The organism is Cytophagales bacterium (genome assembly GCA_033344775.1).
Taxonomy (GTDB): domain Bacteria; phylum Bacteroidota; class Bacteroidia; order Cytophagales; family Cyclobacteriaceae; genus JAWPMT01.
This window is the reverse complement of sequence record JAWPMT010000004.1, coordinates 917,096-941,128: the sequence shown is the minus strand read 5'-3', so window position 1 is coordinate 941,128 and position 24,033 is coordinate 917,096. Positions and strand designations below refer to the sequence as shown.

At 43.6% G+C, this 24,033-nt stretch carries 21 protein-coding genes; 10 read left to right on the top strand and 11 right to left on the bottom strand.

The features are described 5' to 3' along the window. Positions 1-148: 148 nt before the first annotated feature. Positions 149-1,198, top strand: a complete 1,050-nt coding sequence (locus R8G66_12730; GenBank protein MDW3193230.1) for an aminoglycoside phosphotransferase family protein — start codon at positions 149-151, stop codon at positions 1,196-1,198. Here R8G66_12730 and R8G66_12725 read toward each other — a convergent pair. Beyond that, positions 1,195-2,229: an alkaline phosphatase D family protein gene (locus R8G66_12725; GenBank protein MDW3193229.1), complete on the bottom strand. Its 1,035-nt coding sequence runs from the start codon at positions 2,227-2,229 to the stop codon at positions 1,195-1,197. The genes R8G66_12730 and R8G66_12725 overlap by 4 nt on opposite strands. 126 nt (positions 2,230-2,355) lie before the next feature. On the opposite strand from R8G66_12725, the gene R8G66_12720 reads away from it, so the two are divergent. Genes R8G66_12720 through R8G66_12710 form a run of 3 tightly spaced genes read left to right on the top strand, consistent with a single transcriptional unit; the run spans position 2,356 to position 4,673 of the window. Continuing rightward, the gene (locus R8G66_12720; GenBank protein MDW3193228.1) at positions 2,356-2,865 is read left to right on the top strand and encodes a YdeI/OmpD-associated family protein; all 510 of its coding nucleotides are present in this window, start codon (positions 2,356-2,358) and stop codon (positions 2,863-2,865) included. A gap of 3 nt (positions 2,866-2,868) precedes the next feature. Next, positions 2,869-3,495 (top strand): ATP-binding cassette domain-containing protein, encoded by a 627-nt coding sequence (locus R8G66_12715; protein ID MDW3193227.1) that lies wholly within the window; start codon positions 2,869-2,871, stop codon positions 3,493-3,495. Further along, positions 3,492-4,673 carry an FtsX-like permease family protein gene (locus tag R8G66_12710; GenBank protein MDW3193226.1) on the top strand — a complete coding sequence of 394 codons (1,182 nt, stop codon included), beginning with the start codon at positions 3,492-3,494 and terminating at the stop codon, positions 4,671-4,673. Before R8G66_12715 ends, R8G66_12710 begins: the two co-directional genes overlap by 4 nt. 1 nt (position 4,674) lies before the next feature. Here R8G66_12710 and R8G66_12705 read toward each other — a convergent pair whose 3' ends face one another. After that, positions 4,675-6,957 carry a TonB-dependent receptor gene (locus R8G66_12705; protein MDW3193225.1) on the bottom strand — a complete coding sequence of 761 codons (2,283 nt, stop codon included), beginning with the start codon at positions 6,955-6,957 and terminating at the stop codon, positions 4,675-4,677. Positions 6,958-7,050: 93 nt separating this feature from the next. Between R8G66_12705 and R8G66_12700 the strand changes: the two genes are divergently transcribed. From R8G66_12700 to R8G66_12680, 5 genes are all read left to right on the top strand, one after another. Continuing rightward, on the top strand, positions 7,051-7,710 hold the full coding sequence (locus R8G66_12700; protein ID MDW3193224.1) for a metal-dependent transcriptional regulator: 660 nt from the start codon (positions 7,051-7,053) through the stop codon (positions 7,708-7,710). 73 nt (positions 7,711-7,783) lie between these two features. Then, positions 7,784-8,956: a glycosyltransferase family 4 protein gene (locus tag R8G66_12695; protein ID MDW3193223.1), complete on the top strand. Its 1,173-nt coding sequence runs from the start codon at positions 7,784-7,786 to the stop codon at positions 8,954-8,956. Continuing rightward, positions 8,953-9,663, top strand: a complete 711-nt coding sequence (locus R8G66_12690) for a hypothetical protein (GenBank protein MDW3193222.1) — start codon at positions 8,953-8,955, stop codon at positions 9,661-9,663. The genes R8G66_12695 and R8G66_12690 overlap by 4 nt, the downstream gene beginning before the upstream one ends. Then, complete coding sequence (locus tag R8G66_12685; GenBank protein MDW3193221.1) at positions 9,660-11,354, top strand: hypothetical protein; 1,695 nt, start codon at positions 9,660-9,662, stop codon at positions 11,352-11,354. Before R8G66_12690 ends, R8G66_12685 begins: the two co-directional genes overlap by 4 nt. Before the next feature lie 13 nt (positions 11,355-11,367). Continuing rightward, a complete protein-coding gene (locus R8G66_12680; protein MDW3193220.1) occupies positions 11,368-12,399 on the top strand; it encodes a glycosyltransferase in 1,032 nt (343 codons plus the stop codon). A gap of 308 nt (positions 12,400-12,707) precedes the next feature. On the opposite strand, the gene R8G66_12675 is transcribed toward R8G66_12680, so the two are convergent. The 4 genes from R8G66_12675 to R8G66_12660 all read right to left on the bottom strand — a co-directional run bounded on the left by R8G66_12675 (position 12,708) and on the right by R8G66_12660 (position 16,679). Then, positions 12,708-13,703 (bottom strand): NAD-dependent epimerase/dehydratase family protein, encoded by a 996-nt coding sequence (locus tag R8G66_12675; GenBank protein ID MDW3193219.1) that lies wholly within the window; start codon positions 13,701-13,703, stop codon positions 12,708-12,710. Positions 13,704-13,770: 67 nt separating this feature from the next. Beyond that, entirely contained in the window at positions 13,771-14,727 is a 957-nt protein-coding gene (locus tag R8G66_12670; protein MDW3193218.1) for a class I SAM-dependent methyltransferase, read from the bottom strand. After that, positions 14,696-15,628, bottom strand: a complete 933-nt coding sequence (locus R8G66_12665; protein ID MDW3193217.1) for a glycosyltransferase — start codon at positions 15,626-15,628, stop codon at positions 14,696-14,698. Before R8G66_12665 ends, R8G66_12670 begins: the two co-directional genes overlap by 32 nt. Then, positions 15,621-16,679, bottom strand: coding sequence for a glycosyltransferase 87 family protein (locus R8G66_12660; protein MDW3193216.1), 1,059 nt, complete (start codon positions 16,677-16,679; stop codon positions 15,621-15,623). The genes R8G66_12665 and R8G66_12660 overlap by 8 nt, the downstream gene beginning before the upstream one ends. Before the next feature lie 189 nt (positions 16,680-16,868). Between R8G66_12660 and R8G66_12655 the strand changes: the two genes are divergently transcribed. Then, positions 16,869-17,312, top strand: coding sequence for a hypothetical protein (locus tag R8G66_12655; protein MDW3193215.1), 444 nt, complete (start codon positions 16,869-16,871; stop codon positions 17,310-17,312). Here the strand turns inward: R8G66_12655 and R8G66_12650 are convergent. The 5 genes from R8G66_12650 to R8G66_12630 all read right to left on the bottom strand — a co-directional run bounded on the left by R8G66_12650 (position 17,309) and on the right by R8G66_12630 (position 24,009). Further along, positions 17,309-18,109, bottom strand: a complete 801-nt coding sequence (locus tag R8G66_12650) for a DUF3108 domain-containing protein (protein ID MDW3193214.1) — start codon at positions 18,107-18,109, stop codon at positions 17,309-17,311. The genes R8G66_12655 and R8G66_12650 overlap by 4 nt on opposite strands. A gap of 207 nt (positions 18,110-18,316) precedes the next feature. After that, positions 18,317-19,723, bottom strand: a complete 1,407-nt coding sequence (locus R8G66_12645) for a hypothetical protein (protein MDW3193213.1) — start codon at positions 19,721-19,723, stop codon at positions 18,317-18,319. Positions 19,724-19,906: 183 nt separating this feature from the next. Then, the gene (locus R8G66_12640; protein ID MDW3193212.1) at positions 19,907-22,579 is read right to left on the bottom strand and encodes a TonB-dependent receptor; all 2,673 of its coding nucleotides are present in this window, start codon (positions 22,577-22,579) and stop codon (positions 19,907-19,909) included. 12 nt (positions 22,580-22,591) lie between these two features. Next, positions 22,592-23,497, bottom strand: coding sequence for a FecR domain-containing protein (locus R8G66_12635; protein MDW3193211.1), 906 nt, complete (start codon positions 23,495-23,497; stop codon positions 22,592-22,594). Then, positions 23,497-24,009, bottom strand: a complete 513-nt coding sequence (locus R8G66_12630) for an RNA polymerase sigma-70 factor (protein MDW3193210.1) — start codon at positions 24,007-24,009, stop codon at positions 23,497-23,499. The genes R8G66_12635 and R8G66_12630 overlap by 1 nt, the downstream gene beginning before the upstream one ends. Positions 24,010-24,033: the final 24 nt, after the last annotated feature.

The following is a 24,033-nucleotide window of genomic DNA, read 5'->3' as shown; positions in this document are numbered from 1 at the left end:
TTTCTGACGTAGTTCAGAATCTCAAGGTTTGAACTGCTAAATGAACTTGAGATTCCCCCCCCCCTCCCGGCCGGGAACAGGCTGGGAATGACGAATATTTTTTTGGCTAAAGTTGAATGCTTAGCCCGCAATTTCTAAGTTGCGCGGCATGGAGCTTCAGGAAGTCATCGATCAGTTTCAAATCGAAGGGGGAATCAATCAAATCACATCACATGGTAATGGACATATCCATGAGACCTTTCATGTGATCAATAAAGACAAAGGAGCTCCAGATTATCTGCTTCAAAAGATAAATCACGAAGTTTTTAAGGATGTTACGGGGATGATGAATAACATCCAGCTCGTCACTAATTTTTTGAAAAAAAAATCACCTGAAAGGATCAATCTGACATTAGTTCCTACCAAAAAAGGAGCTGCTTATTTCGAATATGGAGGTTCCTTCTGGCGTGTTTTTGTCTTTCTAGAAGGATTGATTTCTTACGATACTTTGACCGATGAGAACCTGGTATATGAAGGTGGACGAATGCTGGGAGATTTTTTAAATCGCTTAAGTGGTTTAGAGCCTGATAAACTTGTTGAGACGATTCCTGACTTTCACGACCTGTCCTCGCGATTTCAGCAGTTTAAATCCGCTGTAGATGTCGCGGATGAATTGATCAAGTCCCGAGTTGAGCAAGAGATAGCGTTTGTTCAAAAGTTGATGCGATCCTCTGATTTCGAATTTGTGCCTCATATGCCAATTCGAGTGACACATAATGATACCAAACTTAATAATGTCTTGTTTGATGCGCATGGCAAGGCACAATGCGTTATCGATTTGGATACCGTAATGCCAGGGTTGGTCCATTATGATGTGGGTGATGCCATCCGAACAGCTTGTGCAACTGCTCCTGAGGACGAGGCAGACTTGCAATTAGTAGGATTGGACCTGGACCGGGTTCACGCCTTTAGTGTGGGGTATCTTGAAGCTACTCGAGACAGTTTGACCAAAGAAGAAATAGAAACGCTACATCTGGCGATCCCGCTCATGTCATTGATCATGGGGGTAAGGTTTCTGACGGATTTTTTACAGGGAGATAGATATTACAAAATCAATCACCCGGATCAGAACATGCATCGAGCGAAAGCCCAACTTCGTCAAACAGCCATTTCCATGGATCAGCTTATTGATCTGAAGCGAATGATTAACCGTGCTTAATTACCAATTACCGGATATTCCCATGGGTTGTGGAAAAAGGTGGTATCATTCAAGCCTTTGATCTTAGCGTCAACTTTCAATTTCGACTCTTGTAAAGTAAACGTAAGCACACCATAGTTTTTCATTCCTATTAGCGGGCTGATCCGGTACTTATTCACCTCGGCACCTGCTGCTTCATAAGAATGCGTTAACCCACTGGAAGTGATGTCACGAAGTGAATAGGAGACACCTTCATAATCCAATTCAGACACTTCAGCAATGTGACGATCACCGGTAAGGAAGATCACCCCAGGCGCCTGTGTCTTCTTAACGAGTTCAAATAGACGTTCACGTTCGTTGGGGAAGTTTTGCCACTTCTCGAAAGGGTGTTCCATGGAAATCACCTGAATGCCATTTCCAATTAAATGAATATCCGCGTCCGAATTGGTCAATTCATTTTCCAGCCAAGCCCATTGTACTTCTCCCAGGACTGTGCCTGTTTCATTGGGATAGTAAACCTCATCGATTCTTTCAAGAGCACCTCTGTGATATCTGGAGTCCAATAGGATCACTTTTACCTTGGCACTCCCTACCGTATAAGAATGAGCGCTGTAGACACCTGCTTTATCACGAACCGGGTCATCAGTGGCTACCCCCAGGAAATCAAACATGGCTTGCTGACTTTCTTCTTTCGGTAAAAATTCTTCTCCACCATCATTTTTACCATAGTCATGGTCGTCCCAGGTGCCTATGATGGGGGTATTGGCCAATAATTTTTGATAGCCTTCATTTTCAATTTGCCGATTGTACTTGGCAATCAGCGTATCCACGATCTCGGAATCTCCATAGATATTATCTCCCAACCAGATCCAAAGATCAGGCTGTTCGTCGACGATCTCATCCCACATGGGCTGTGGTAGGTCTTGATCATTGCAAGAACCAAAGGCGATCGTAAAGCTTTTGGGGTTTGCTGGTGCAGTATGCTTCTTTTCAGTAGGCGGCTGGCACTGAAATAGCAGTAAAGTGATTAGGATAATTGGCAGGGATTTCATGCCACGAAAATAGGAGGAGAACTGCCTATTTTTACTTGCCGTAACAAAAAAATAATGTCATGCATCCATAATGATTACCAAAGGTGATTTTTGTGGTGATTAATTAATTTAGGCCTCTCAAAGCGCATGAAATATTCCACTACCATTGAACACTTTCAGGACAGCCCAATTTGGGGGTTTCATATGCCTGTATCCCACGAGGTAGCTGAACAATTCATTGAAGGGAATGATCGCCGGATCATTTGCACGATTAATGGTCAGGAAACCATCCAGGCTGCACTGATGCCGTCTCCATTGGGGTATTTCATCATGACGAATAAGAAGCTGGTGGGTAAGCTTGGGTTATATGCCGGAGCTAGCGTGGAGTTGGTCATAGAAAAAGATACAAGTGAGTATGGGCTGGATATGCCCGATGAATTGAGAGAATTACTAAATCAGGACGATGAAGGCAGCGACCACTTTCATGCATTGACAAAAGGAAAACAACGCAGCCTCATATACATTGTTGCGAAAGTGAAAAACACCAATAGCCGCTTGAACAAGGCTTTAGCCATCGTTCATCACTTAAAGGAGTTTCAGGGAAAACTGGACTTCAAAGCCTTGAACGAAACGATTAAATATTACAATAATCTGTAGTTGATGATCCAAACTGAATCGTTGACGTTTCAATATGCCAAAGAAACGTCTTTTGCTTTCCCGGACATTTCCCTTGACAAAGGGGAGCACCTGCTGATGCTAGGTAAGTCTGGAGTCGGAAAAACCACCTTGCTCCACTTGTTGGCAGGAATTCTCAGCCCCAAAAGTGGGAAGGTCGTCGTGGAAGCGCAGGAATTGTCGGCACTATCCAAAATCAAATTGGATCGATTCCGAGGGCAGCATGTAGGTCTGATTTATCAGAAACCACATTTCGTTCAGTCCCTGACGCTTAAGGAAAATATGTTTCTGGTGCAATACCTGGCCGGAAAGAAGCAGGACCTAATTCGTGTAAAAGAGGTGTTGACGCAATTGGACATGCAAGACCAATTGAATAAATCTCCAAATAAACTCAGCCAGGGCCAACAGCAGCGTGCTTCTATTGCCATGGCGATGTTGAATAAGCCAGCCGTTATTCTCGCTGACGAACCTACTTCCAGCCTGGACGATGAAAACTGCACAAATGTCATTCAATTGTTAAAAGACCAATCAGAGGAAGTTGGAGCATCATTGATTGTGATCACCCACGACGCCAGGTTGAAAGATCAATTTCAAAACAGCATTGCCCTATGAATATTTTTAAGCTGAGCTGGAAAAACCTGTTGGTCAAACCACTCAATACAGGCTTGAGCATTCTTCTATTGATGTTGGGTGTAGCGATGATTTCGTTGCTGATGCTCATGAGTAGTCAGTTGGAGGAACAATTCAAGAAAAATATTACCGGCATTGATATGGTGGTAGGGGCGAAGGGCAGCCCACTTCAATTGATTTTGTCAGCAGTTTTTCAGGTGGATAATCCGACCGGGAATATCAGTTTGGCCGAAGCCGAGGAATTGAAAAAGAACCGTCTTATCGCGCTAGGGATTCCGCTTTCTTATGGAGATTCCTATCGGGGATACCGTATCGTTGGAACTACTTCTGAATACCTGGATTTGTATGATGCCAGTTTACAAGAGGGAAGAGTCTGGCAGAAGTCCCTGGAAGTTGTCATCGGTTCAAAAATTGCGGTTGCTACCGGATTAAAATTAGGAGATGAATTTGCGAGTGCACACGGATTCGCAGAAGGAGGTGATGTACATGATCATTCACAGTTCAAGGTGGTGGGTGTGTTAGAAAGATCCAATTCTGTGGTTGATCAATTGCTCCTTACTGCTACCGAAAGCATTTGGGATGTCCACAATCATGATGGAGCTGAAGCAGATGATGATCCTCAGATCACAGCCATGCTCATCAAATTTCGTGGGCCTATGGGTATCATTCGCTTGCCCAGAATGGTCAATGAAGAAACCAACATGCAGGCGGCTGTTCCTTCTTTTGAAATGAGTAGATTGATTGGATTGATGGGCGTAGGGATCGATACCTTGAATCTCATTGCCTATCTGGTCATGATCGTTTCTGCGATCAGTATTTTCATCAGTCTGTACAATGCGATCAAAGAGCGCCGCTACGAAATGGCCTTGATGAGATCTTATGGTGCGACTGCACGACAATTATTTTTGATGGTCGTGTTGGAAGGAGTGTTCCTTGCTGTTCTCGGGATTATTTTAGGAACACTGACCAGTCGTGCAGGATTGTTGATCGTTTCTGGTCTGGCAGAAGAGCGTTTCCATTTTGATTTCAATAACCTGGCCATTCTCTCGCAAGAATATTACTTGTTTGGAGCATGTATGGCGATTGGATTTGTAGCCTCCGTCATTCCGGCTATTCAGGCGCTAAGGATTGATATTTCAAGAGCGTTGGCAGAGGGTTGATTTACTTCAAACTCCAGTTCAGGCCTATATAAAATTCACGCCCATGAATAGGAGCGAAGGCATATGACGTATCGAAACTGTCACTAAAACCAGGATTGGCATTAGGATCATTGAAGCCGATCAGGGGCGAACCTGGTTGCACAAAATCGAAGATGTTTTGGACGCCTCCATACAGTGAAAATTTTGCTCCTAAAGTCTTCGTGATTTGCAAATTGTGAATAACGAATGCTTCCGATATTGTAGCTCGAGAATCAGCTAGTGGATTTCCTGTAGCATCCAAATCGAACACTTCAGGTAATGTCATTGGACCTGTAGATCGCCAGGTATAAGCCAGGGAAAGTCCTTCTTTTTTGAATTGATAATTGGCGGTGAGAATCCCTGTCCAATTTGGGGCAAATTCTATGTTTCGGGTTTGGTTGATTCCGTTCCCATCCGGTTCTGTTTCGGTTACGTCCTGAAAATTCATTCCAATGTTCACTGATAAAGGGAAGGTAAATTCGGAATTTACATTGAATCCTATTCCACGACTGACTGCATGCCCCGCGGCATTGGCATAGATGATCTGCGTAGGATTTTCATAATCCGGTATGATCTTATTGGTGAAATACGTATAAAACGCGTCAATGTCTATCATGCCCTGAATAGGCCCGAGCACAAATACATGATTCAGGTTTAAAGAAGCATTGTAAGACTCTTCCGGATTCAATTCTTCCGCAATCACGACTTCACGTTGCCCTGTGATGAAAGCATGGTCTTCAGTAAATAGATTTACGACTCTGAATCCTGTGCCGAAATTTGATCGCAAAGAGGTCCATTCATTTAAGTCTACCTTCAAGTTCAACCTTGGTGCAGCAATCAGGCCATGTCTTTTGTAATGATCCAGTCGAGCCCCAGCCAACACGGTGAACCGGGGATTAATTTCCCATTCATCTTGCGCAAAGATGCCTGGGATGTATTGTCGGTCTGGATCGTTGACCACAGTGGAGTTGATTTCACTTTCCGTAGCCACGGTGTTGTCATCGTAGGATTGATATCGTGAAGTAAAACCTGAAGTAAGGTGATGATCTTTCAGTCTTTTATTCCAAACCAGGTTAGCAAATGCGATCTGCTGTTGGGCCTCATAGAAATCTGAACCGTAGAAGCTGTTTTGATCATGCCCACTTAGGGAGTAGTCTATTTTGATATTTTCGCTGACGGGTAATTCGTAAGAACCAAAGACCTCAAAACGATTGGTATAAATGCTTTCTCCATAGATCTGATCACTGCCACGAAGCGTTCGATAGTTTCGGTCCCTTAAAAATTCTGCTACGCCATTTCTACGATCTTCATAATAATACTTTGCCGCGATGCTGAATTGCTTACCTGATCTGCGATGAATGTTCCATTTGGAGAAAAGCGAAATGCGATCCAGGTTGATGTTGTCTCCAAAACCATCATCATTCCTGTCAGTAAAGTCATTGATGAAGGCATAATTCAGTCCTATGAACCCTTTGGACTTGCCGATTTTTGGCGCAACCGCAAAATTTCCAAATGATTCCCTATGTGAGGTTGCCATGACATCAGCAGCGACCAATGGTTGACCTTCCGGATCTTTGGTGATGATATTGATCACTCCAGCGACTGCCTCAGAACCATACAAAGTGGAGCTTGGTCCTTTGATCACTTCGAACCGATCAATGATCATACTCGGTATACCATTGAGACCATAAACCGAAGCAAGATTTCCATAGATCGGCGTACCGTCCATCAGGATAGCGGTATACGGGCCAGGTAACCCATTGATGCTGATACTGTTTGTGAAACACACCCCACAGGCGACGACTTCCTGAACGCCATTGACTAATGTGATGCCTTCCACAATACTGGAAGCAGCCATGGGGATGTAGGTATTCAGGTGTTTACTGGTGATGACATCTACTTTGATGGGCGATTGCGTAACAAAGGTGGGCTGCATGGTTCCTGTGACCACCACGGCATCCATGTCGAGGGTGCTTTCCTCCATTTCCACTGCCAGATCAATGATGTTCTTATTGAGATAGATATCGATGATCTGACTCTTGAATCCCACTGATCTTATTTCAATTTTATAAGACCCATTGGGGATATCGGAGATACGAAATACTCCTGCTACGTCTGTAACGGTGGCAAAGTCCGTATCCAATATGCGGATCGTTGCGCCGGGAATAGGCCCTTCTTCAGCAACCACTTTTCCTTCCAATACTTGGGTAGTTTGAGCAAATCCCGAAAGGCTCATTAATAGGGCTATGGCTAATAGTAATCTCATTGCTATCCTTAAGATAACTCAAAGGTATAGCTAATCGGTAAATTAGGCAAGCCTAAAAATATTCTTAGTGCTATTTTGATTTAATTTTGAGGTATGCATTCGGAAAGTACCGAGAATTACCTCAAAGCAGTATATAGCCTCCAGCAGCGGCACGATAATTTTATCAGTACCTCTGAATTGTCAGGGTACCTGAGTATTAATCCGGCTTCTGTATCTGAAATGGTGAAAAAGATGCATGAGAAGGAGCTGCTGGAGTACAAGCGGTCGAAAGGTGTAAAGCTGACGGAAGTAGGTGAGCGGGTGGCCTTGAAGATCATACGCCGGCACAGACTTTGGGAGACTTTCTTGGTAGAGCGACTGGAATACAGTTGGGACGAAGTGCACGACCTGGCAGAGCAACTGGAGCATATCAATTCCCACGACCTCATTGATCGGATTGATAAGCTATTGGGGTTTCCTAAAACGGATCCTCATGGTGAGCCAATTCCCGATAAGGACGGGGTAATTCTACCTGAACGTCAGGTATTGTTATCCGAGATGCAAACTGGCGGGGCTGGCCGACTAAGCATTGTTCACAATCAAGAACCTGATTTTTTACGCTACTTCGATGAAATCGGACTGAAACTCGGGGCAGATATTCAAATACAAAAAGTGAATCAATTCGACGGCTCTGTACTATTGACATGTGCAGACAATAATTGCTTTGTAAGTCAGCAAGTGGCCCAGCAGGTTTCCGTGGTTCCTAAATCCTGATCCCGGGGCAGATACACTGAATTTTAGGTCCTTGTACCTTTCTACCCTTAACAATGTTTAATTTTGCGCGCTGATGGAAATTCTGGTCATTTCACACAAATACCCACCTTCGATCGGAGGCATGCAAAAGCAGTGTTTTGAATTGGTGAAAGGCCTTAAGAAGAACAACAAAGTCCATCATCTCATCCATGAACACGGCACCTCCAAACTAGGCTTCCTGATATGGGTGAGCTTCAGGGCCAGAAGTATTTTGAAGCGTTATCCGAATATCGATTTGGTGTATGCCAATGACGGGTTAATGGCTTTCTTTCTCACGCCACTTTTCTGGATGACCCAAAAACCCATTGCTGTAACTATCCATGGACTTGATGTGGTTTTTCCACTGGGTTTTTATCAAAAGTGGGTTCGGAAATACTTGAACAGGAGTGCCGCAGTAATCGCGGTAAGCGATGGCACCACCGAAGAAATCAAGAAAAGGGATGTGATGCCGGAACGTGTTTTCACCGTGAAAAATGGTTTTGACCCTGATTTCAAACCATTGGAACCCGATGTTGCTTTCAAGGCTCATCTGGCAAAAAAGCTAAGAGTAGATTTTGAAGGGAAGAAAGTTTTAGTTTCTATCGGTCGCAGTGTGAAGCGCAAAGGATTTTCCTGGATGGTTGAACATATTATCCCTCAATTAGAAGATGTCATTTACATCATTATCGGTCCTACGCTGGGTGATCACGATACGGTTCGTAGGACGGAAAAAATGTTACCTGGTGCTTTATGGAATACCTTGGTGCTCTTAGAGGGAAAGCCGCTTGATGAAATCACAGTCCATGAAAAGATCACTGAATTGAATTTGGGTGATCGGGTATTTCATGTGTCGGACCTGGACAATGATGAAGTGGCTCAGACATTGATGTTAGCGGATCTATTTGTGATGCCGAACCTTTCCGTTCCCGGTGATTACGAAGGTTTTGGTTTGGTGGCATTGGAGGCAGTCATGTCTGGCACGTTGAGTGTTGCCTCCAGAGTGGATGGCATCCCTTCTGCCATAACAGAAGATAAAAACGGTATTTTGCTAGAGCCAGGCAATGTGGATCTGTGGTTGCGGACCATCAAAGATTTGCTGGCCGATGATGGGAAAAGGTTAGCTTTGGCCGAAGAATACCGAAATTATACCATTGAAAACGCTTCTTCCTGGGAAAATATGGCCACTCAATACGAGCAAGTCTTCCAAAAAATATTAGTCGACTCATGAAATTTGTGACTGTAGCTACTCAGGAAAATAATGGCTTGCGTTTGCTCAAGCAGTCCTGCGACCATTTTGGGATCGAGTTGGAAGTGCTTGGTTTCAATCAACCCTATCAGGGAAATGGGACCAAAATCATCTACCTGACCCAATTCCTCAAAGCGCAAGATCCTGAAGAGATCATTTTTTTTACAGATGCTTATGATAGCTATTTTGTGAAGGATGTTTCGGATCTTGAGCAGGAATTCAAATCCTTCAATCACCCCATCCTTTTTTCTTCAGAAGACAATTATTACTTCCGTATCCAGGGTGTTCCACACTTGTTTTGGAACCGGTATTACTATTACCGCTATCCTGCGAGTCAGTCGAAGTACAAAAAGTACCGCTACCTTAATTCCGGGGGTTACATGGGGTATGCAGGAAAAATCCTTGAACTTTTCCAGGCCTCAGGGATCAATGGCAAGATGCGCAGCGATCAAGTCAATTTGCACAAGCACTTTGTTAAGTATCCCGATTCCATTCAGCTGGATTACAATCACGACATATTTACCAGCTATGGTAAGTTTTCTCAGCCCGATCGATTTACCGTCACTAACGACGAACTAAAAAATAATTTTACGGGTTCTAAGCCCTATATTTTCCATTTTCCAGGACCCAAACATAGAGGGATGTATGAGTATGCCGCTCAATTTTCATTCCTAAATCCATCAATATGAATTTAAGTATTGTAGCATTTTCAAGTTTGCAATATCCTTTGTCCGAGGAATTGAAATCCTATTGTGATAGTCATGAGGTGGCTTTGCACGAGTTGACGTTGGCCGAAGACGTATGGACAGAGAAACTAAAAGTGGTTCGGCTGCATGAATTTCTTGGAGAAAGCCGCTTGCAAGAGAAATCTCTGATTCTGGTGGTAAATGGTGTAGGGACTCATCTGACAGGTAAGCCTGAGGCATTGGTGGAGAAGTTTCAACAACAGGATGCCGATGTGCTATTTGCTGCGGATGCTAACTTCAATTATCCCGATGGTCCCCTGCAATATTATCACTGGAAATTCTATCCAAGGAATCACAAATACAATTATCTGGATTCAGATGCTTTTATCGGAGAAGTAGGGGCTGTTAGGGATTTGACCCGAGACATCAATAGTGCCTACCATCTGTCAAATGGCGCGTCTAAAAATGATTTGTATTTCACGAGATATTATTTGGATGTATTTCTCGAAATAAGGACGTCAGCTCACAAGATCGCTGTAGATGGTGATCAGCAAATATTGGCAGCTACCAGAGGTAGTCTTGGTGCTACGAAATTGCCGTATTTCAATTGGGTGATGGACCATTTTGTGGCCTTGGCAGAGGTTGAACGAAGTGCGAAAGGTAGTTATGTACGTAAAAAAGTTCGAGGACTGAAGTTTGATGCTAAGAGCAATAGTTTCAAAAATACACGTACTGGGACTAATCCAGGTGTAGTGACAGTTCCCAGGGAATATGCCGCCGATGTAGACTTTAAGGGTTCTTCAGGGTTTGGGAATGCGTTCAAAAGCTGGATTTCTTACAAGATTGCCTTTTGGCGATTTATCCTTGTTTTTATCGTCAATCGGTTCTCAATCAATCAGCGTCAGACCTTCAGATTTGAGAAGCATAAAAATCCGGATTATGAGGAGACCATGCAAAAGTTTCTTGCATTTTTGAAAACAGGGAAGGCCTTTACATTTGCGCACTTCAATGATGGCGAACTTAACTTCATTAGGAAATACCTCAACGATGATCATAAGAAAACCTGGAATGGTCGGATTCAGGATCAATATGACATTCCCCTGGCAGAAAGGCTTTTAGACTCCATTAAGTACCAACAAGAAAACTACTTTATTGGTGTTAGTTGCTCTACTTGTGCAGCTCCCCGGAGGAAGGTAGCCGATGAACTTATGGGTGATTATGTAGGTAAGATAGGGGCGATGGTTTTTCATCATAACCTCTTTTATCTGCCGCAGATCATTTCACAAATGATACATCGTGAGATGTATTTCGTGATGAACGATTACCAAAAACTTGATATCCTGGAAAACCTGGGTGTGACTGTGAAGGAAGAAAATAAGATCAAAATCCCATTTGTCAATTCGCATAAAGAATACGATAATCTGAAAGATCGTAAATTCCCCGAGGGTTCGTTTGTGATCCTTATGTGTGGCATGCTGGCCAAGGTGCTGATCCGAAATTGGTATGAACTCAATCCAACCGTCACGTTCATCGCATTGGGCTCTACCATGGACGATTTTATTCAGCTTTCTAATACGAAATACCGACCATATCCGAAGAAGTTGCCACTTACGAGAAATGTGCACCTCATTAAGTCGTTTTTGTTTGGTAAGAAAAAGGAGTGCCCAGAGTGCTACAATATCACGTTAGGTTGATTTCATTGATGATATGAAGATTCTTTTTACCGGTAACGATGACTTCAATTATAACAAGACACGCATATTACTCAATGGGTTGTCGGAAAATCCAAAGGTAGAAGTCATTCAATATCCTTTGAACAAAGAGGGGTTTTCAAAGGAGGAGTTTCAAAAGCACGCCGAGGAAGCTGATTACATCTATATTGGTTCCATGCGACACAGCGATGTACGTCCGGTAAGGAAGATGACTTCAACTCCGATCGTATTCGACCCTTTGATCTCTAAATACCTGACCCGGACCATTGATCATGGTAAATGGTGGACTGCTCCTGAAAAGTATTACCGTGACTGGATTGCCTTTAGGAATTGTGACGTGATCATGATGGATACCCAGGGAGACATTGACTGGATTGTCAATAAGTATAACCTTGATCCAGCTAACATCTTTGTGTTACCCATCGGGGTTGATACTTCCATTTTTAAACCCGCGCCTGGAGAAGCCAATGAGAAGTTTACCGTAGGCTTTCACGGTGGGTTCATTCCTCTTCAAGGGTTAGATAAAATTGTCGAGACGGCACGTGTCTTGAAAAATGAAGCAGATATCAATTTTGATATCGTTGGGGCAGGGTCGCAGTATAAAAAGATCAGAAAACTGGCAGATGGTTATCAGTTAGAAAACATGCAATTCCGGGGTTGGGTGAATTACGATGACATCAATCCAATCATCAATGCTTTTGATGTGTGCCTCGGAATCTTTGCTGATTCGATCAAAACGGACCTGGTGATTCCTAACAAGGTCTATGAATATGCCGCACTAGGTAAGTGCATTATCACAAAGGATACTCCTGCGATCAAAGAAGTCTTTACCAACGGTAAAGACATTCAATTAACAGAGGCCTCTCCTGAAAAAATGGCAGAAGCCATCCTGTCCATGAAGGCAGATCAGGAGAAAAGAGCGAGCATTGGCAAGAACGCCTATGACCTCATTGTCAATGGCTATGATCCATTGCACATTGGTAAAACCTTTGTTAAGAATATCGAGCAATGGGAGTCTTCAAAATAAGTCACACTTCGAGTACCTCAGCGTGACAAAGAAGATTATTTCATTTTTAGGTTAATGTTGGACGATGCTCTATGGTGGCAGTGGATGTCAACCTGAGGGGGTAATTTTCGGTTTCCTATAAACACAAAACAGAAATGACATTACTAAAGTAAGCTTGTCTTCGGACCCGGTCATGCCGGAATTTTTCGGTTTAAGATCCGAAGGAAACCGAAAAATATCCGGCGGCCCACGCAGGGTATCTCTTTTCCGCGCTTTATACCGAATTCATTGAAAAATCTTCAATCTGTCATAGATAGCCTGTCGAAGGATCAATCCTCCAACCAAATCGGAGGTAACTTCTCTAAAATCTCAATGTTTTCGAATTTGTTACTCTTGTTGATGCCTACGGTTTTTGCCCAATCAGCCATCTTTTTCAAACCTTCAGCCAGACTGGTTTTGGCATACTCACCAAAATATTCTTTCGTCTTAGCGTGATCAGAATAAGCGTGTAATACTTCGTTTCGGGCTTCAGTAAATCGGAGTTCTCCGTCGATTTCCATGGCCGTCATTACTTCAGTCGCCAGGTCTTTTACCGAATAGTTCTTGTCTGCTCCAACATTGAATACTTGCCCGTAAGCCTTGGGATCATTCACGCAATTGGCAATTACAGGAGAAATGTCTCCAACGTAAGTAAATGCCCGGGTTTGTGAACCATCACCGAAGATGGTCAAAGGCTTGTCTTGCATGAGTTGGTTCATAAAGATACCTACTACGTTTCTATAGCGATCACCAAGGTTTTGATATTCACCATAAACGTTGTGAGGACGGAATACGACGTAATCCAATCCAAACATTTCGTGAGAAACGCGTAATTCCTGCTCTACGGCCAGTTTAGCGATACCATAGGGATCTTCCGGTACTGGCGTCATGGCTTCTGTCATTGGAGGCTCCAGCGCGCCGTATACAGCGATGGAAGAAGTAAAAACGAAACACGATACCTTGTGCTTGATCGACTCATTGATCAGGTTGACACTACCGATGAGGTTGTTGTTGTAATTGAATCGCTTGATGAAGTGACTCAAACCTTCTGCGGCATACGCAGCGAGGTGATAGACGTATTTGATCTTGTGATCATTGAAAAGTTGCTCCAATAACTCATGATCTGTGATAGAACCTTTGATGAATTTGGCTTCCTCTGGAATATTCTCCTCAAAACCTCCTGAAAGGTCGTCCAATACAATCACATTGTGGCCAGCGGCTAATAAGTCCCGAACTACATGTGCTCCGACAAATCCAGCACCACCTGTTACCAAAGAATATTCCATTATCATTCAAAAGTTTGCCGCGAAATTAAGGAAAGTTCCGCGAAGAAAAGACCTTATTAATATTGTACTACCTTCCCAAATAAAAGCAAGCCCGACAACCGCGTTCCTCTTTATTCAGCTGCTCCACTTCTTTTTGGTAACGGGTTTTTTCTTTTTGCAGGTCTTCAGGAGTAGGATCATTGGAGGGAATATCCCTTTTCCACTTTTCACTACCGATTATTTCGAAAGCACTGGAATCATACAAACGATGATACACCTTCATGCCATGTCGGCCAGCCATGAGGTCCATACTCTCCTTGGTGTGGAGGAAGAAATGACGCGGAGGGTCCAATTCCACCCAGTTGATGCCGTAGTTTTCCCAGGCAGCACTATCGGAAACAGGAACACGGATCACAATTCTGCCCTCCGGATTGAGCAATTCTCGCAGTTTTCCAAACACTGCATCCTGATTGGGCATGTGCTCCAATGAATGGTGCAACATGATCAGGTCGTAGGTGTCTTTTACTTCCTGGATTTCTTTCTTCAGTACGGTTACGCCATTGGAATAATTGATGTCCTTTTCGATAAAGGGATCCACTCCAGTAAGGTTCTTGAAACCGTATCGATGCATTTCCATGAGGAGATTACCCTGACCACATCCGACATCCAGAATGTTAGAATCGAAATTCACATTGCAGTGTTCATTGAGCCACAATAAGTGACCTGGGAATGCTTTTCGCAACAGCTTGCCAAGTGGATTAGTCGTCTTGAGCGTGTTGAGGGAGATTTCTTTTTTTGCAAAAGCTTCAAAGGCCCCCATTTTTTTAGGCTGGAATGAATAATAATTTTGTGGATAGTAAGCGTCCATCTCTTCGGGAAATTCAGCGATCTGGAGACAGCCACATTCCCCGCACTGGAAGTACTCAAATTCTTCCCGTAGCCCGTACATCATTTCGCGAGCGATGTGCGTGGTATTGTTTTCCGCATTTTGGCAAATGCGACAATAGTCTGGTTCAATTTCCGTGTGTTCTTCTGTATTCTTCATAAACGCCACCAAATATTCCGTTAAAAGTGCCTAACCCCTTCATCCAGATTCGTTGCGCATGCAAACGTAGCATTGGACCCAGAGGTAGGGTGATGATCGATAAAAGTCCGCCCACAACCAATTGGAAAACCCCATTGAAAAATTGCGTGGCAGCTGCTCGTGCATAGCCGTATTCCAATCGCTTCCGTATGAATTTAGAGTTGGTTCTTCGATAAGCTCGTTTCAAGATCCATTCTCGGGTCACGCGAGAAGGAGGGAAGTACTCTTTGACCAGGCGATCATCGAGCCAGACAATTTTTGCTCCTTTCAACGCGGCCTGACGAAATAGAAAAGTATCCGAAGCCCCTGCAAAGTTCAGTGCCGGATGAAATCGTAATCCCCATTCGTCAACCAATTTTCTCTTGAAGATCACGTTGCTTGTACTGCCAGATTGCCTGATCGATCCGGTAGGAAAGCTATGCCAGTCCAGGAACCTGCCTTTCACGATCCATTTAGGTGTTTCGGGAGGTAATACTCGCTCAACAGCCCCGTCCACCGCATCTGCCTCGTACTTCAGTAGTGTTTCATACATGCCCGTCAGCCAGTTCGTATTGACGGTTTCGTCATCATCCACAAAAGTGATGTAATCAACTTTCATGGCGATGGCTTCTTCCAAAACCCGATTGCGCATATGGATGATGCCCCGTTCTGCAACGACGAGGTACCTGGCCTGGAATGGAAACTGATCCTGGTACTTTTCGAAGACAGCCCGTGCGCTTTCCTCTGAATCATTGTCGGAGAGCAGGAGTGTGGCTTCCGCATTTTCCGGCAAGTCAATCTTAGTCAATGAAATGACCGTATTCTCCAGCATTTTGGGCCGCTGGAAAGTGCCTAATCCCAATGCGAATGTGATTTTACTCATTTGCAGTGACCGTATTTTGAGGTTTTGCTAAAAGTGTTTGCAGGAATGCAACATAATAATAGACGCCTACTCCCAGATGGATCAGGCCAAATGCCCAATGTGGTTTGATGATGCGAATTGCATACCCGATGAACATCAATACGAAGGGGATGTATTGTTTGCGCTCCAGCGTGAGCATGATGACAAATGGCATGGACCAAACCAATAGCTGTCGATGGGTGACAAAGGTGAACCACGCCAATGTGACCATGACCAGGCCTACATAGTAGATGTAATTATGTTCATTCACTTTGAGAGCGGGTAAACCGATTATCAGAACGAACAAGCCGAGCCAGACCATTTTAGCCCCTGGAATGGATAAATGTTCAAAAAGATCTTTTACTGTCCCAATACCTACTTTGGTGCTCGCAGCCCCTTTCCAAAGTGGGTGTCCCAATAAATTTTGAACGAAGGTTTCCGGACACTTCAGAATAAAGGGTAAAAACCCAAGTACGACCACTCCAATGGTGATCACACCGAGGATAAATGCTTTTTTGAAATTCCAGTTCCTGACAAAAGAGAACAGGACAATGGCCAGAGGGAATTGTTTGAGGAGTACACCAAACCCTGCAGCCAATCCTGATTTGAAGAGTTTGTCTTCATGCATGTAAAACAGGGAAAGGAGCAAGAAAAACGTGGTGAATCCATCCCAATGTGCAATACCAACTTCAATCAGAGCAATGGGATTCAACGCATAGATCATAGCAGCTGTAGCCGCGATGCTTTCCTTTCCTATTTTTCTGAACAGGGCAAAAATTACCAGGGGAACAAGCGCATCACCGAGCCCTAGAGGTAAGGTGATCAAAAAGCCTTGTAAAAGTGGATGTCCTCCGGAAAACCAATTCATCAACGCACTCAGGTAAGGATAGAGCGGCGTGTGGTTATAGGCACATTCACAGTACAGCCATTTGCCAGATGTGATACATTCTGCAATCGGGAGGCGATACCCCACATAATCAGGTGCGGTGATCACGAAAAATAGTGCTACTAACCTTAGCACAAGACCGATCATCCAAAATCGTTTGACCGGGGTAGGAAGCGAAGCAAAAAAGTCTTTGATCAAGTGCTTTAATATCTACTTGGCTGCAAATATGGTGGAATTCGCCTTGGCTTACGGCAAGGCCTTTTACTTTTGTGCTGAAGTTCGGAAAATGGTTGCCTGATCCTGGCAATCCGCCGAAGCTTGAAACGTTAATTAGACATGCATAATATCTTTAGATCCGCCTGCGTTTTCTTGTTCTTTTGTTTGGTGATGATCGCCTGCAGGTTTCCCAAGTTTGAAAAACCTGCTGATAAGGGTGAATCTTATGAAGCCCCGCAATATGGAATTGTATTCCATGAAATTGATAATGAAGCTCAGGTTTTTGTGAATGATCAGTTAGTCTGGTCGACGGATGAATTGTTGAAAGCAGACATGGACAAAGTGGTGGTCAATCTCCGACCTAACTTAAGAAGGGGAATCAATACCATTAACATCAAATTATTAGATCATCCGGGATCTAGCTGTCTGAATAATGAGTGGAAAGTAAACTACGATCTGTACAGTGCAGGCGAGATCTTCGACTACTGGTCACAGGACAGTAAATACGAGATGGATTGCACCGAAGGCGTGAAAGTGGACAAAACCCACGAGCTGACGATTTAAAAATATTCCCTTGGTACCTTCAAATTCTTGTACCCCACCAATTCGGCCGTAGCCCTACCAATGCCAAACTTGGCTGAGATTTTTAGTGGTAATTGATTTTCATCGGCCGTTATCCAAACAGTCACAGGCTTATCTTCAGGGAAAACCGTACTGTTAGGGAAAAGGATGTACAATTTGTAAGTCGTGATCTTCTTTCCTCGGAATTTGATGCGTTCCTGACCTGCATACTCTACTCCGAAATTGTAGATTTTCTTGCCATAGAAGGTGTTGACCATCACCGAGTCCTGCACATTTCTTTGTGACCAGTCGACACTTCGTAGATAAAGGTAGGAGCTTAGAATGTCGAAAGTTGGCTCCGGGATTTCTATGTCTCTATTGACATTTTTTGAAGTATCCTTATAGTCGATGATATCGACATGTACCTGAGCGTCCTCATGTTTGAATTTATTTTCCTGATGTCGCCAATACCTGCCGTCTTTGATGTCCCTTACGGACGATAGTGGCTTTAAGGTAGTAGTATCCACATTAGCGTAGAACTTGTCATCCAGGTTGGCAAAGATGCCGAGTAATCCCACCGTTTGTCCTTCTGCATAGACCGAATAGTGTTCAGTAGCATCGTCAGAAAGTCGTACCAAACCTTTTCCGATTTTGAACCAGCCATAGCTCAATTTAAAGTTCAGTTCTTCTTTCTCAGTGAAGGGCCTGAATGCAGTGGTGTCATTGCCATTGGCCAGGATACCAAAGCTGATCAAAATCATCAGTCCAATGAGGGGCAGTCGAGTCTTCAAGGTATTCATGATTTGCTGTTTCAAAGAACGCTATAAATTCCCGCTTTGTTGTGATTTCTTCGATTAGAGGTCATAAAAAAAGGGCTGCCCGACATTCAGACAACCCAACTAACCACTATGTTTTTGAATTTAAGCGCTTGAAAGTGGTTGGAAACAAGGAAAAGCCTGCACCCCGAGAGGGAGCAAGCCTTTCACCAACCAACTCACCAATTATTATTAGTCTCCTGTATTTTCTTCTTCGTCATCATTGTAGATAGACGATAATAGCACTTCATTGCTGCAGCTTTCGCCGAATGGATTGAAGTCCAGGCTAATTTGCTCGCCCTCGTCTTCGATGAAAAGTGATCCGGAAGTGAAGTAATCACAACCCTCTTCAGTAGTCAGCGCCAATTTAATTTCATAGGTTACTGCCCAATCACCATCTACATCGGTCAGTACGGCTACTGGTACACCATCTTCAACCTTGAATACTATTGATCCGGTTTCTGTTTCATCATCGTAAGTGGCCGTCACATCGAGTTGACCTGCAGTGAAATGGCTTCCATCTTCAGACAGTTCGAGAGCTGTAGCTATTTCATAGGTGGCTACTACAGTATCTGCGTAGTACTCTTCCCACTCATCGTCTTCCCACTCATCTTCCCATTCGTCATCGTGATCATCGCACTCATCCCATACATCGCTTAGATCTATTACCTCGCTTTCTCCATCTTCAGTGATTGTGATCAGGTTATCGCAAGTACCATCACCATAGTCTACTGAGTAAGTACCAGTGATTGTTTCGCCTGCTTCGTCCACGTAGCTGTAGCTGCCGGTCTCAAGACCACTCACGAAGATGTAAGCAGCTTCCCAGTCGCAAGTGAAGTCCATTACCAATGGTGTTTCAACTGTTGACTCGTATGACTCACCTGTGCTTACCGATACAACCTCATTTGAAGCTTCTACTACGAAACTGTTTTCATCCATGCGCTCAGAGCCATTGGCCTGGTAAGTCACTTCCAATGTGCCTTCAGCTTCGGTGATTGTCTCTATGAGATCAGAAGCAAATGTGTAGGCAGATTCCCATACCGCACTGTCAGCTTCATCTTCACTCCATGTACCATTGTAAGTCTCAGTACCGGTCACTTCCCAGTCTGTTCCACCAAAGCCTGTGTACTCAACTTCGGAGCTGAATGAATTGTCAGTGAAAGTACCTCTCTCTACGAGTTTACCCTTCATGAATTCACCATCCACTTCACAACCGTCACCGAAATCAAGGATGAACTCGTAGCTGTTATCTGTTTCGTTGAACGTTTCAGTAAAGCAATCGTCATTTGCAGTTCTGCCGGCAGTATTTTTACTGTTTTGGCTTCCTCTGATCTGGTTGTAAACGCCACCTTCAGTTCTTCCGTTTCTTGAACCGATTCTACTGTAGATGAATCCTCCAGGTCCGCTGAATCCGGAAATTCCTCTGACTCTTTCTCTTACGCTGTTGTTGCTGAATAAGCCGGACCCGTTCGTAATATCGCTAGGGTTTACCGTAGGATCTTCACCTACGTTTACGCCATCAATGTCGTTTGTTTCGCAAGACCAGATCGTCACGGCGAGGAGCAAGACGACCAGTACATTCAAGTGCTTAAATTTCATAGTATCCTAATTTTTTAAGGTTTGAATGATATACCTGAAGACCCTAAAATACCCTACCCCCTGAATCTGAATTTTCTAAGAAATAATTGTGATATAATAAGTATTGATTTTTTAAATATCTGATAATCAGTTATTTAAATCTAAAAAAAAATGAAAAAAATCTATTTTTAAACTGAGAAAATGCTAGAAAGAGAAGTTCAGTGTGAGGTTAGGAGTGAACCCCAGCAACCTGAAATCGATCGTGGTGATTTCCAATCGATCGAAATCATAATCGGTGGTAGGAAGGTAACGTCGAGATCGAATGTTTTTGCGATCGTAAACATTGAAAAGCGTAATGCCCGCTTCTAGCCCAAACTTTTTGAATTCAAACTGGTAATTCGCTGATAAGTCTAGTCGATGATACGAAGGAAGACGTTTGGTATTGATCTGATCAATGTCATAGATAATTCCGAAAAATTCGTCTATATCAAGGGATTTGGGAGCCGTATAAGGCCTACCCGAGCCATAGATGAATTGCGAGGAGAAATGCCATTTTCCGGCTTTAAATAAGTTCACCTGATTGAATTCATGACGCTGATCAAAGGAATTGTTGAAATCCCGGCCTTCGTTCACGATCGGGCTACGGTTTTTGCTCTCAGACAAGCTGTAACTCAGCCAGGAAGTGAAACGGTCCGTTTTGTATTTCAGGAAAAAGTCCATTCCCCTGGTAAAGCCATCTACCGTATAGTCTGTAGGAGCAGGAAAGAAAAAATCGATGGTGTCAAAAGGGAATTCAAATTGCGGGTCAACCTCTTTAACGGCCACTTCGGAATTGGTGAAAAAAAAGATTTCCGGAATGAAAATATTTTTAGTCTCCCTGTGGTAGAACTCCAGATCCGCCGACCATTTGCCTTGATTGTATTTCAACCCTGCTACCCAATGGGTACTTTGCATGGTCGGGAAAGTCTCATCATCCGCCATCACCCATTTTTGGGTATCGCTATTCGCGAAAGGATTGTCCGCAATTCGAGTGATGTATTGATGGTGTCGGGACCAACTAAAATTCAGCGAGAGATTATCGGTGAAGTAGTACTTTGCATTGAGGCGTGGTTCCCAGTCATTTCTGTCAGTAATTTCAAAGTGATTATAGCGCAGACCCAGATTGACGTAAAAGCGGTTAAAATTGGTTTCGTATTCTGCGTAGGTTGAGAATTGCGAGGATTCTTGTGCCGAGTCTTCTATATAGATCACTTCATCATCAAACCCAATATTATAGACGGATTCAACATAATAGGAGGAAAAGTCCGTTCCAATGAAGAGTGTATTGTTCTCATTGAGTTCAATTTCATTTTTCCAATTAACTGAAAATTCTTCAATGTTATTGACCTGTCTTTCTTCATCGAACCCACTGATGGTATCTACCTGTGGTAGGAACAAAATGCTATCCTCAAAAAAGTCTCCTATGAACTGATAAGATTCAATAAAAGCGGAGTTGCTTTCGAAGTTAGAAAAGCTGGTGCCGATGGTAGAGGAGACCTGCCCCCAGTCTTTGTCCCAATACAAGCTAAAACCCAGGTTGGACCAGTTTGCGATATCATTTAAAATGAAAAACTCTTCTCCTCCTAAAAATTCTCCTCCTACGTCAATTTCCCCTTCGAATTCATCATCACTGAAATAGAAGTTCAAATCTAGATTTGAGTTTTTACCAAGGTTTGCCGAGATCTTGGTATTCATATCGAAAAAATGGAAGTCCGGATCGGATTCAAATCCTTCTCTGAGCGAACTGCCTTGGGTAAGGTCCACTCTGTTTTCCTTCAGAAATCGGTCGTAAATATTATTCTTTACGAAATTTTGGTAGGATTGACGCAATCCAAAAATGACGCTGACTTTCTTGTTGATCGGGGATTCGAAATAGGTATTGAAGCTTGTAAGACTAATGCCCATTCCTGCTTTGAGCCCGTCTTTGTTGCCTCGTTTTCCAGTTGCATCCACTACGGAAGAGATCCGGCCGCCATACCTTGCTGTGAATCCACTTTTGTAGAGATCTATTTGATTGATCACATAGGGGTTAAAGGTAGAATAGAGCCCAAAAAGGTGGTTCAGGTGGTACAGGGTAAAACCATCCAGGATCACATGATTCTGGGCGGGATCGCTGCCACGAACCACCAGCCCCGCGTTGGAATCATCACTCGCAGAAATGCCTGGCAGGAGCTGTATCGACCGGAAAATATCCGGCTCACCGACAGTAGGAAGGTATTGTACTTGCTTTGGGTTGATGGAAAAGAAGCTACTGAATTTACCGCGGGTTTTATCTTTCGAGTAATCAGTGAAGATGAATTCAGGAAGTACCCGAATGTCAGGCGTCAGTTCGATATTAATGTCTTGCACATCCGGCTTAATCCAGAAAGTATTCGGCTTGTATCCGAGGTGCGTGACTGTGATCTGCATCGAATCCCTGGGGACTTTTAGGCTAAACGCTCCTGTACCGTCATTAATATTAGCATTGTCTATGGTGGTTACCTGGGCATAGGATAACACCTGTCCGGTGCCACTGTCAAACACTTTTCCGACAATCTTTTCAGGAGGAGGGGTAGAATCAGGGATCAATAAGATGAAGTTTTTGGCCTTTTTATAGTGTAATGGTACACCGTCGAGCAACTCATCCAGCAATCGCTTTTCTTTATTGGTATGGATCGTTTTTGTGATCCGGTATTGCCGTAGTAGTTTCGGGTCGAATGAGAATTTGAGTTGATACTTTTTGGCTACTTCTTTGACAGCTTCCTCGAGACTTACATCCACAAAGGAAACTTCATACGTATCCTGTGCGTGTAAGGCCAGCGAAAAAGTAAACGCTATGGCGAGTAGCAAGTATCTCATTCAGGCGAATGGTTAGTTGGAAGTAACCACTACATCTTTTCCGTCAATGATGTTATAAGAAAGATTGAGCGGTTCGCAAACCATGGATAAGGCCATGTCCAGTCCATCGGAACTTATAAAATATCCGCTGAACAATTTGCCTTCCAGGCTATCCGTTTTGATTGTTACCTTATACTGTCGCTGTATTTCATCGAGCACTTCCATAACGGGTCTGTCTTCGAAGTAAAACTCTCCTGTTTGCCACTTGCCAATCATGAGTGGCTCGATCTTAGTCTTTCTGATGGTGTCTTTATGGCTTTCGATGGTTTCTCCGGGAGTAATCACCTGTTCAAAAGATTTTTCAGCTACTTCCACTTTTACCTTGCCAGTTTTACATGCTACGACCAGGTCTTTGTCACGTGCGAAAACATTAAAAGAGGTTCCCAGTACTTCGACAGTACCACCCGCCGTGTTGACAGTGAATTCGCTGCCTTTCGTAACTTCGAAAAAGGCTTCACCTTCCAGTGTTAGGGTACGATTCCATTCGCTCCCATAAGAAAGCGTGGAATTGGCATTGAGGCTGACTTGCGATCCATCTGGCAAGGTCACCTCTTCAAATTCTCCGATGGTAGTCGCAATTTCTACTGGAGTGCTGATGACTTCAGGGTCCCCGCTTTTAAACACATTCAGACCAATGAAAAAGAGTACGACTGCAGCTGCCAACCCACTCAACAGGGGCCAGAGTTTAATCGTCTTTTTTTCTTCTTCGGTGGTATCGGTCGCTTCGTCAATAGCATTCCAAATATCATCTTTGGTCCTTCGGCTTTCAGGAACCTGAAGCTCAGAGGCCTTTTCCAAAAAGGCTAGTACCTCCGGCTCCAAGTCCTCCGGTGAAGAATCACCATTGAAATACTGATGATATTTGTCTATATCAGCCATTAGATTTTTCTTCCAATTTCTTCTCTCAATATACTAAGTGCTTTGCTCATTCGTTTTTCTACTGCTTTTACACTTATGCCCAGCCTTATGGCAATTTCATCATATTTGATCTTTTCGATGCGATTCATCAAAAAGACCTCTCGGCTTCCTTCTGGTAGTTTGGCTAGAATCCGATTTAATTTTTCACCAAATTCTTGTTCCTCCATCTGGAACTGTGGTGTATTCATCTCCTTGCGATCTTCCCGAATTTGTTCTCCCTCGTGATTTCTAACCACCTTCAGGTGATTGAAATGGTTGATCAACAAGTTGTTGGCCATGGTAAATAGCAAACTTTTTACTGTCTCTGACCGAATATCACTACGTTTTTCCCAGAGCTTGATGAACACCTCCTGTACCAGGTCTTCCGCCAACTCTATGTCACCGCATTTATAATAAAGGAAATTGCGAATTGAGGTGAAATGTTCCTCGTACGCTTGCTTTAAATTTTCCTTTGTAAATCCGGCGATGCCCATGGGTTAATTTTCCAGCGTCAAATA

Excerpts from the sequence above, each read along its gene's own strand:
- R8G66_12710 (MDW3193226.1), top strand. The coding sequence starts at position 3,492 with ATGAATATTTTTAAGCTGAGCTGGAAAAACCTGTTGGTCAAACCACTC.
- R8G66_12675 (MDW3193219.1), bottom strand. The coding sequence starts at position 13,703 with ATGGAATATTCTTTGGTAACAGGTGGTGCTGGATTTGTCGGAGCACAT.
- R8G66_12655 (MDW3193215.1), top strand. The coding sequence starts at position 16,869 with ATGCATAATATCTTTAGATCCGCCTGCGTTTTCTTGTTCTTTTGTTTG.
- R8G66_12640 (MDW3193212.1), bottom strand. The coding sequence starts at position 22,579 with ATGAGATACTTGCTACTCGCCATAGCGTTTACTTTTTCGCTGGCCTTA.
- R8G66_12720 (MDW3193228.1), top strand. The coding sequence starts at position 2,356 with ATGAAATATTCCACTACCATTGAACACTTTCAGGACAGCCCAATTTGG.
- R8G66_12715 (MDW3193227.1), top strand. The coding sequence starts at position 2,869 with ATGATCCAAACTGAATCGTTGACGTTTCAATATGCCAAAGAAACGTCT.
- R8G66_12700 (MDW3193224.1), top strand. The coding sequence starts at position 7,051 with ATGCATTCGGAAAGTACCGAGAATTACCTCAAAGCAGTATATAGCCTC.
- R8G66_12665 (MDW3193217.1), bottom strand. The coding sequence starts at position 15,628 with ATGAGTAAAATCACATTCGCATTGGGATTAGGCACTTTCCAGCGGCCC.
- R8G66_12730 (MDW3193230.1), top strand. The coding sequence starts at position 149 with ATGGAGCTTCAGGAAGTCATCGATCAGTTTCAAATCGAAGGGGGAATC.
- R8G66_12660 (MDW3193216.1), bottom strand. The coding sequence starts at position 16,679 with ATGATCGGTCTTGTGCTAAGGTTAGTAGCACTATTTTTCGTGATCACC.
- R8G66_12690 (MDW3193222.1), top strand. The coding sequence starts at position 8,953 with ATGAAATTTGTGACTGTAGCTACTCAGGAAAATAATGGCTTGCGTTTG.
- R8G66_12695 (MDW3193223.1), top strand. The coding sequence starts at position 7,784 with ATGGAAATTCTGGTCATTTCACACAAATACCCACCTTCGATCGGAGGC.
- R8G66_12650 (MDW3193214.1), bottom strand. The coding sequence starts at position 18,109 with ATGAATACCTTGAAGACTCGACTGCCCCTCATTGGACTGATGATTTTG.
- R8G66_12680 (MDW3193220.1), top strand. The coding sequence starts at position 11,368 with ATGAAGATTCTTTTTACCGGTAACGATGACTTCAATTATAACAAGACA.
- R8G66_12725 (MDW3193229.1), bottom strand. The coding sequence starts at position 2,229 with ATGAAATCCCTGCCAATTATCCTAATCACTTTACTGCTATTTCAGTGC.
- R8G66_12705 (MDW3193225.1), bottom strand. The coding sequence starts at position 6,957 with ATGAGATTACTATTAGCCATAGCCCTATTAATGAGCCTTTCGGGATTT.
- R8G66_12645 (MDW3193213.1), bottom strand. The coding sequence starts at position 19,723 with ATGAAATTTAAGCACTTGAATGTACTGGTCGTCTTGCTCCTCGCCGTG.
- R8G66_12685 (MDW3193221.1), top strand. The coding sequence starts at position 9,660 with ATGAATTTAAGTATTGTAGCATTTTCAAGTTTGCAATATCCTTTGTCC.
- R8G66_12630 (MDW3193210.1), bottom strand. The coding sequence starts at position 24,009 with ATGGGCATCGCCGGATTTACAAAGGAAAATTTAAAGCAAGCGTACGAG.
- R8G66_12670 (MDW3193218.1), bottom strand. The coding sequence starts at position 14,727 with ATGAAGAATACAGAAGAACACACGGAAATTGAACCAGACTATTGTCGC.
- R8G66_12635 (MDW3193211.1), bottom strand. The coding sequence starts at position 23,497 with ATGGCTGATATAGACAAATATCATCAGTATTTCAATGGTGATTCTTCA.